The organism is Cronobacter sp. EKM101R (genome assembly GCF_963888145.1).
In the GTDB taxonomy this organism is placed as follows: Bacteria; Pseudomonadota; Gammaproteobacteria; order Enterobacterales; family Enterobacteriaceae; genus Cronobacter; species Cronobacter turicensis.
Map to the genome: position 1 here is coordinate 83,371 of NZ_CAWPHW010000008.1, position 7,863 is coordinate 91,233.

Genomic DNA, 7,863 nt, shown 5'->3' on the forward strand with positions numbered 1-7,863 from the left:
CAAACACGGAAAATAAAAAACCCGCCCCTGACAGGCGGGAAGAACGGCAACTAAACATTGATCGCTTCGCCCTTGATGCTATAGCGGCATTGGCGGCTTTCACTTGCCGCCTTGCTCTGACATCAAGGGCAGGGGATTGCACGGTCATTGAGCCTGATACTATGGCGGCGTTGGCTGCCTTACACCCGTTCAAAAACCGTCGCGATGCCCTGGCCCAGACCGATACACATCGTGGCGAGCCCCAGCTCGGCGTCGCGGCGCTCCATCAGGTTAATCAGCGTGGTGCTGATTCGCGCGCCAGAGCAACCGAGCGGGTGGCCGAGCGCTATCGCGCCGCCGTTGAGGTTGATCTTCTCGTCGATCTGCTCCATCAGGCCCAGATCCTTAATGCACGGCAGGATCTGCGCAGCAAAGGCTTCGTTCATCTCAAACAGATCGATATCGCTCGCGGTCAGACCGGCTTTTTTCAGCGCCAGCTTTGAGGCGGGCACCGGGCCATAACCCATAATCGACGGATCGCAGCCCACCACCGCCATCGAGCGGATACGGGCGCGCGGCGTCAGGCCGAGCTCGCGGGCGCGCGATTCGCTCATCACCAGCATCGCTGCTGCGCCATCGGAGAGCGCCGACGAGGTGCCCGCCGTAACCGTGCCGCTTGCCGGGTCGAACGCTGGTTTCAGCTGCGACAGCCCTTCGACGGTAGTTTCCGGGCGGATCACTTCGTCAAAGTCATAGCGCTTGAGTACGCCGTCGGCGTCGTGGCCGCTGGTTGGAATGATTTCCTGTTTAAAATGCCCGGCCTGCGTGGCGGCCCAGGCGCGCTGATGAGAGCGGGCGGCGAAAGCGTCCTGCATTTCACGGCTGATGCCGTGCATACGCGAGAGCATCTCTGCCGTGAGTCCCATCATGCCTGCCGCTTTCGCCACGTTACGGCTTAAGCCTGGATGAAAATCGACGCCGTGGTTCATCGGCACATGGCCCATATGCTCCACGCCGCCCACAAGGCAAACGCTGGCGTCGCCGGTCATGATCATCCGCGCGGCGTCGTGTAACGCCTGCATCGACGAGCCGCACAGGCGGTTGACCGTCACCGCGGGCACGCTGTGCGGGATTTCCGCCAGCAGCGCGGCGTTGCGGGCGATGTTAAAACCCTGCTCCAGCGTCTGTTGCACACAGCCCCAGTAAATGTCGTCGATAGCGCTGCCTTCCAGTTGCGGGTTACGCGACAGCAGGCTGCGCATCAGGTGCGCGGAGAGATCTTCCGCCCGCACGTGACGGAACGCGCCGCCTTTGGAACGGCCCATCGGGGTGCGGATAGCATCAACAATTACAACCTTTTCCATTCGTCGCTCCTTAAGCCGTTTGCAGTTCGCCCACCGGTTGGGCGGGTTCAACCTGGGGATAATAAGGCGCATTGTGGCTCGCTTTTTCGCGAAGCCCGGCAGGCGCTTCATAGAGCGGGCCGAGATGCTGATAGCGCTGCGCCATATCGAGATAGGCCGCGCTGCCCTGGGTATCCAGCCAGCGGAACGCGCCGCCGTGGAACGGCGGGAAGCCGAGGCCGTAGACCAGCGCCATATCCGCCTCGGCGGGGCTTGCGATAATGCCTTCTTCCAGACAGCGTACGACTTCGTTGACCATCGGGATCATCATGCGCGCCACGATCTCTTCATCGCTGAACGCGCGCTTCGGCTGACTCACTTCCGCCAGCAGGCTGTCCACCGTGTCATCCGGCGCTTTGCGCGGTTTACCTTTGCTGTCTTCCTGATAGGCATAGAAGCCTTTGCCGTTTTTCTGTCCGAAGCGGCCAGCCTCAAACAGCGCGTCGATCGCATCGCGGTAATCTTTTTGCATGCGTTGCGGGAAGCCTGCCGCCATGACGGCCTGCGCGTGGTGCGCGGTATCGATGCCCACCACATCCAGCAGGTACGCCGGGCCCATCGGCCAGCCGAACTGTTTCTCCATGACTTTATCGATCTGGCGGAAATCGGCGCCGTCGCGCAGCAGCTGACTGAAACCGGCGAAGTAGGGGAACAGCACGCGGTTAACGAAGAAGCCAGGGCAGTCGTTCACCACGACAGGCGTTTTGCCCATTTTGCTGGCCCAGGCGACCACTTTGGCTATCGTGGCGTCGGAGGTTTTCTCGCCGCGGATCACTTCAACCAGCAGCATACGGTGCACCGGGTTAAAGAAGTGCATACCGCAGAAGTTTTCCGGACGTTTCAGCACGCTCGCCAGTTCGCTGATAGGAATGGTGGAGGTATTGGAAGCAATTACGGTATCCGGGCGCACCTTGTCTTCGGTTTCCGCCAGCACCGCTTTTTTCACTTTCGGGTTTTCCACAACAGCTTCGACGACCACATCGGCGCGCTCAAACCCGGCGTAATCCAGCGTTGGATGGATAGTGGCGATGACCCCTGCGAGCTTCAGCCCGTCGATTTTGCCGCGCTCCAGCTGTTTATTCAGTAGCTTACTGGCTTCGTTGATGCCGAGCGCCAGCGATTTCTCGTTGATGTCTTTCATGATGACCGGCACGCCTTTCCAGGCCGACTGGTAGGCGATGCCGCCGCCCATAATGCCCGCACCCAGCACCGCCGCCTGTTTCGGCATTTCGGTCTCTTTGGTCAGCTTTTTCGCGAGGCCTTTGACGTACTGGTCATTTAAGAAGATACCGACCAGCGCGCGCGCTTCGCTGGAGCGCGCCAGCGGAACAAAGCTTTTGTTTTCCAGCGCCAGCGCCTCGTCACGGCCCAGCCCTGCGGCGGCTTCAATGGTTTTCACCGCCGTCATCGGCGCCGGGTAGTGTTTGCCGGCGGTTTGCATCACCATGCCTTTGGCGATGGTAAAGCTCATGGCGGCTTCGATTTTACTTAAGTGCAGCGGTTCAAGTTTCGGCTGGCGGCGCGCTTTCCAGTCGAGTTCGCCGTCGATGGCCTGGCGCAGCATACGCAGCGCCCCTTCAGTCAGTTTTTCCGGTTTAACGACCGCGTCGACCAGACCCACTTTCAGCGCCGCGTCGGCAGTGATGTCTTTACCGGCCGCGATGATTTCCAGCGCGCTGTCGGCGCCCAGCAGGCGAGGCAGGCGTACCGAGCCGCCAAAGCCCGGCATGATGCCAAGTTTGGTTTCCGGCAGGCCAATGCGGGCATCCGGCGTGGCGAGACGGAAGTCGGTCGCCAGCACGCACTCGCAGCCGCCGCCTAACGCGTAACCATTAATGGCGCACAGCGTCGGCACCGGCAGATCTTCAAGACGGTTAAACACGCTGTTGGCAAAGTGCAACCACTGGCTTAATTGCTCAGCGGGCACCTGGAACAGCGAGAGGAATTCGGTAATGTCGGCGCCGACGATAAACGCGGCTTTTTCCGAGCGCAGCAGCAGGGCTTTGAGATCGTGTTGTTTTTCCAGCACATCCAGCGCATGGCCCAGGCTTGCCACGGTCGCGGTATCAAGCTTGTTCACCGAGCCGGGGGCATCGAACACCAGTTCGGCAATGCCGTCTTCCAGCCAGTTAAGGTACAGGGTGTCGCCTTTGTAGAGCATGTCGGTCTCCTGAATCCAGCAAGGGGATCTGGTCATACCAGATGAAGCGGAGTGTGGATTTGATGTTAATGAAATGCAAATTACTGTTTAAATATTTGCAAACACGATCACGGAAGGTGGAAAACGCTCAGGGAATAAACCGGTGTGCTAAGATGCCGGAGTTGAGAGCTCAAACTTTAAAGGTAAAGTATGGATTCGCTGACCACCCTCTATAAAAATCATCTCGATACGCTTCAGGAGCGTACCCGCAACGTGCTTGCCCGCTTTAATCTGGACGCGCTGCTTATCCACTCCGGCGAACTGTTTAACGTCTTTTTAGACGATCACGCCTATCCGTTTAAGGTTAACCCGCAGTTCAAAGCATGGGTGCCGGTCACGCAGGTGCCGAACTGCTGGCTGCTGGTGGACGGCGTCAATAAGCCGAAGCTGTGGTTTTATCTGCCGGTGGATTACTGGCATAACGTCGAGCCGCTGCCTAGCGCGTTCTGGACAGACGAGATAGACATTATCGCGCTGCCGAAAGCCGATGATATTGGCGGTCAGTTGCCTGCCGCGCGCGGCAATATCGCGTATATCGGCCCGGTGCCGGAGCGCGCGCTGAAGCTGGAATTGCCAGCGGATAAAATTAACCCGAAAGGCGTTATCGACTATCTGCACTTTTACCGCGCGTATAAGACGGATTACGAGCTGGCCTGTATGCGCGAAGCGCAGAAGACGGCGGTTAACGGCCATCGCGCCGCGCATGAAGCGTTTCTGTCCGGCATGAGCGAGTTCGATATCAACCTCGCGTATTTGACCGCGACCGGCCATCGCGATACCGATGTGCCTTACAGCAATATCGTTGCGCTGAATGAACACGCCGCCGTGCTGCACTACACGCGCCTCGATCACCGCGCGCCGTCTGAGATGCGCAGCTTTCTGCTGGACGCAGGGGCGGAATATAACGGCTATGCCGCCGATTTAACCCGTACCTGGGCGGCTGACAGCGACAGCGATTTCGCGGCCCTGATTAAAGATGTTAATGAAGAGCAGCTGGCGCTGATTGGCACCATGAAAGCGGGCGTCAGTTACATCGATTACCATATTCAGTTCCATCAGCGCATCGCGAAGCTGCTGCGCCGTCACCAGATTGTGACTGACATCAGTGAAGAGGCGATGGTGGAAGCCGATATCACCGGGCCGTTTATGCCGCACGGTATCGGGCATCCGCTGGGCTTACAGGTGCACGACGTCGCGGGCTTTATGCAGGATGACACCGGCACGCACCTGGCCGCGCCTGGCAAATACCCGTATCTGCGCTGCACGCGTGTGATGCAGCCGCGCATGGTGCTGACGATTGAGCCGGGGATTTACTTTATTGAGTCGCTGCTGGCGCCGTGGCGTGAAGGCCAGTTCAGCAAGCACTTCAACTGGCAGAAAATCGAGGCGCTGAAGCCGTTCGGCGGGATCCGCATCGAGGATAACGTGGTCATTCATGAGCACGGCGTGGAAAACATGACCCGGGATCTGAAGCTCGCCTGATGGAGAGCTGGCTTGTTCCGGCGTCGCCGGTGATCGTGACGGACGAGATCAAAAAGAGCCGCTTTATTACGTTGCTCGGCCATACCGAGGGCGTGGACGCGGCGAAAGCGTTTGTCGTGCAGGCGCGCGCCGATTATCCGGACGCCCGGCATTATTGTCAGGCGTGGGTGGCGGGCGCGCCCGATGATTCTCAGCAACTGGGATTCTCGGATGACGGCGAACCGGCGGGCACAGCAGGAAAACCGATGCTGGCGCAGCTGATGGGCAGCGGCGTCGGCGAGGTAACCACCGTGGTCGTGCGCTACTTCGGCGGCATTAAGCTTGGTACCGGCGGGCTGGTGAAAGCTTACGGCGGCGGCGTGCAACAGGCGTTAACGTTGCTTGAAACCACCCTCAAAGTACCGCTGACGGAATATACTTTGCTGTGCGATTATGCACAGCTTGCGGGCGTGGAAACGCTGCTCGGCCAGTTTAACGGCCGGGTAGTGGAGAGCGAGTTTCAGGCGAACGTGGCGTTGCGAGTGGCGCTTCCGCATACGCAGGTGACGGCTTTTTCGGCAAAGCTTGCCGACTTTAGCCGTGGCGCATTGCATTTGTTGTCGGTTGAATAATAATCCTCTCCTTCATTTTGATTCCAAAGGAAACGGCAGATGCATTTTCGCGCCATTACCCGAATCGTTGGTCTACTGGTTATCCTGTTTTCCGGGACGATGATTATTCCCGGCCTGGTGGCCCTGCTATACCGCGACGGCGCGGGACGCGCTTTCACACAAACCTTTTTTGTCGCGCTGGCTATCGGCGCGGCGCTCTGGTGGCCGAACCGTCATCAGAAGCGCGAGCTGAAATCGCGCGAAGGGTTTCTTATTGTCGTGCTCTTCTGGACGGTGCTGGGCAGCGTCGGGGCCCTGCCGTTTATCTTCTCCGAGCGGCCTAACCTCACCGTTACTGACGCCTTTTTCGAATCCTTTTCGGGGCTGACGACCACGGGCGCGACGACGCTGGTGGGGCTTGATTCCCTGCCGCATGCCATTCTTTTCTATCGTCAGATGCTGCAGTGGTTCGGCGGTATGGGAATCATCGTGCTGGCGGTGGCGATTCTGCCGATTCTCGGGGTCGGCGGGATGCAGCTGTACCGCGCTGAAATGCCGGGGCCGCTGAAAGACAACAAAATGCGCCCGCGTATCGCCGAAACGGCGAAAACGCTGTGGCTGATTTATGTCTTATTGACGGTGGCGTGCGCGCTGGCGCTGTGGTTTGCCGGAATGCCAGCGTTTGATGCTATCGGCCATAGCTTTGCCACTATCGCTATCGGCGGGTTTTCCACCCACGATGCGAGCGTGGGGTATTTCGCAAGCCCAACCATTAACACCATTATTGCTATCTTTCTGCTGATCTCTGGCTGTAACTATGGGCTGCACTTCTCGCTGCTCAGCGGGCGTAGCCTGAAGGTCTATTCCCGCGACCCGGAATTTCGCATGTTTATCGGCGTGCAGCTGACGCTGGTCTTCATCTGTACGCTGGTGCTCTGGTTTCACGATACGTACGATTCGGCGGTGACGACGCTCAACCAGGCGTTTTTCCAGGTGGTGTCGATGGCGACGACGGCGGGCTTTACGACGGACAGCATCGCGAAATGGCCGCTTTTCCTGCCGGTGCTGTTGCTCTGTTCGGCATTTATTGGGGGCTGCGCGGGTTCAACCGGCGGGGGGCTTAAAGTCATTCGCATTCTGCTGCTCTTTAAACAGGGCAACCGCGAACTGAAAAGGCTGGTGCACCCGAACGCCGTCTACAGTATTAAACTTGGCAACCGCGCGTTGCCGGAACGTATCCTCGAGGCGGTGTGGGGATTTTTCTCAGCGTATGCGCTGGTGTTCCTTGTCAGCATGCTGGCGATTATCGCCACCGGCGTGGATGACTTCTCCGCTTTCGCCTCTGTGGTGGCGACGCTCAATAACCTCGGCCCTGGCCTTGGCGTCGTGGCGGATAACTTCGCCAGTATGAACCCCATCGCTAAGTGGATACTGATTGCCAACATGCTTTTCGGGCGTCTGGAAGTGTTTACGCTTCTGGTGCTGTTCACCCCGACTTTCTGGCGCGAATAACAGGGAGATAATTGTGAAAACCTTAATTCTGTTTTCCACCCGTGACGGACAAACGCGCGAAATCGCTTTTTATATCGCATCTCAGCTACAGGAAATGGGCGAGGCGGTGGATGTCGTCAATCTGCATCGCGCCGAAGAGCCAGACTGGACGCAATATAAGAAGGTGGTAATAGGCGCGTCGATTCGCTACGGTCATTTCCATCCGACCCTGGACGCATTTGTGAAACAACATCAGCAGGCGCTGAATGCTGTGCCGGGCGCGTTCTTCTCGGTTAACCTCGTGGCGCGTAAACCCGAGAAGCGAACGCCCCAGACTAATAGCTATACCCGGAAGTTTCTGTTGAACTCGCCATGGCAGCCCGATCACTGCGCCGTCTTTGCAGGCGCGCTGCGTTATCCGCGTTATCGCTGGTTTGACCGCTTCATGATTCGCCTGATTATGAAAATGACGGGCGGCGAAACCGATACGTCAAAAGAAGTGGTCTACACGGATTGGCCTCAGGTGGCCCTGTTTGCGCAGGAAATCGCCCGTCTGAACCGCGATTAGTATCATTTTCCGGCGCATTGCCTGGAAATTAAGCGAACGAAAACTTTTTTGAAATTAGGGGTTGTCAGCTGAGAAGAACTCCCTATAATGCGCCTCCACTGACACGGCACAACGGCGAACGAGCCGGCCCGTCAGGCAGACGAAAGCGAA

At 58.2% G+C, this 7,863-nt stretch carries 6 protein-coding genes; 4 read left to right on the forward strand and 2 right to left on the reverse strand.

Annotated elements, in window-relative coordinates:
- Positions 1-179 precede the first annotated feature (179 nt).
- Positions 180-1,343: an acetyl-CoA C-acyltransferase FadA gene (fadA, locus tag AACV31_RS07735; protein ID WP_007766505.1), complete on the reverse strand. Its 1,164-nt coding sequence runs from the start codon at positions 1,341-1,343 to the stop codon at positions 180-182.
- 10 nt (positions 1,344-1,353) lie between these two features.
- Positions 1,354-3,543 (reverse strand): fatty acid oxidation complex subunit alpha FadB, encoded by a 2,190-nt coding sequence (fadB, locus tag AACV31_RS07740; protein WP_165156777.1) that lies wholly within the window; start codon positions 3,541-3,543, stop codon positions 1,354-1,356.
- Between the two features lie 189 nt (positions 3,544-3,732).
- On the opposite strand from fadB, the gene pepQ reads away from it, so the two are divergent.
- The 4 genes from pepQ to hemG are packed head-to-tail and all read left to right on the forward strand — an operon-like array spanning position 3,733 to position 7,713.
- Complete coding sequence (gene pepQ, locus AACV31_RS07745) at positions 3,733-5,064, forward strand: Xaa-Pro dipeptidase (protein ID WP_165156775.1); 1,332 nt, start codon at positions 3,733-3,735, stop codon at positions 5,062-5,064.
- Complete coding sequence (locus AACV31_RS07750) at positions 5,064-5,675, forward strand: IMPACT family protein (RefSeq protein ID WP_165156773.1); 612 nt, start codon at positions 5,064-5,066, stop codon at positions 5,673-5,675. The genes pepQ and AACV31_RS07750 overlap by 1 nt, the downstream gene beginning before the upstream one ends.
- A gap of 39 nt (positions 5,676-5,714) precedes the next feature.
- Positions 5,715-7,166 carry a Trk system potassium transporter TrkH gene (gene trkH / locus AACV31_RS07755; RefSeq protein ID WP_007766525.1) on the forward strand — a complete coding sequence of 484 codons (1,452 nt, stop codon included), beginning with the start codon at positions 5,715-5,717 and terminating at the stop codon, positions 7,164-7,166.
- A 13-nt stretch (positions 7,167-7,179) separates the two neighbouring features.
- Positions 7,180-7,713, forward strand: coding sequence for a menaquinone-dependent protoporphyrinogen IX dehydrogenase (hemG, locus tag AACV31_RS07760; protein ID WP_075198638.1), 534 nt, complete (start codon positions 7,180-7,182; stop codon positions 7,711-7,713).
- Positions 7,714-7,863: the final 150 nt, after the last annotated feature.

Coding starts and splice junctions, on each gene's coding strand:
- fadA (WP_007766505.1), bottom strand. CDS start 1,343: ATGGAAAAGGTTGTAATTGTTGATGCTATCCGCACCCCGATGGGCCGT.
- fadB (WP_165156777.1), bottom strand. CDS start 3,543: ATGCTCTACAAAGGCGACACCCTGTACCTTAACTGGCTGGAAGACGGC.
- pepQ (WP_165156775.1), top strand. CDS start 3,733: ATGGATTCGCTGACCACCCTCTATAAAAATCATCTCGATACGCTTCAG.
- AACV31_RS07750 (WP_165156773.1), top strand. CDS start 5,064: ATGGAGAGCTGGCTTGTTCCGGCGTCGCCGGTGATCGTGACGGACGAG.
- trkH (WP_007766525.1), top strand. CDS start 5,715: ATGCATTTTCGCGCCATTACCCGAATCGTTGGTCTACTGGTTATCCTG.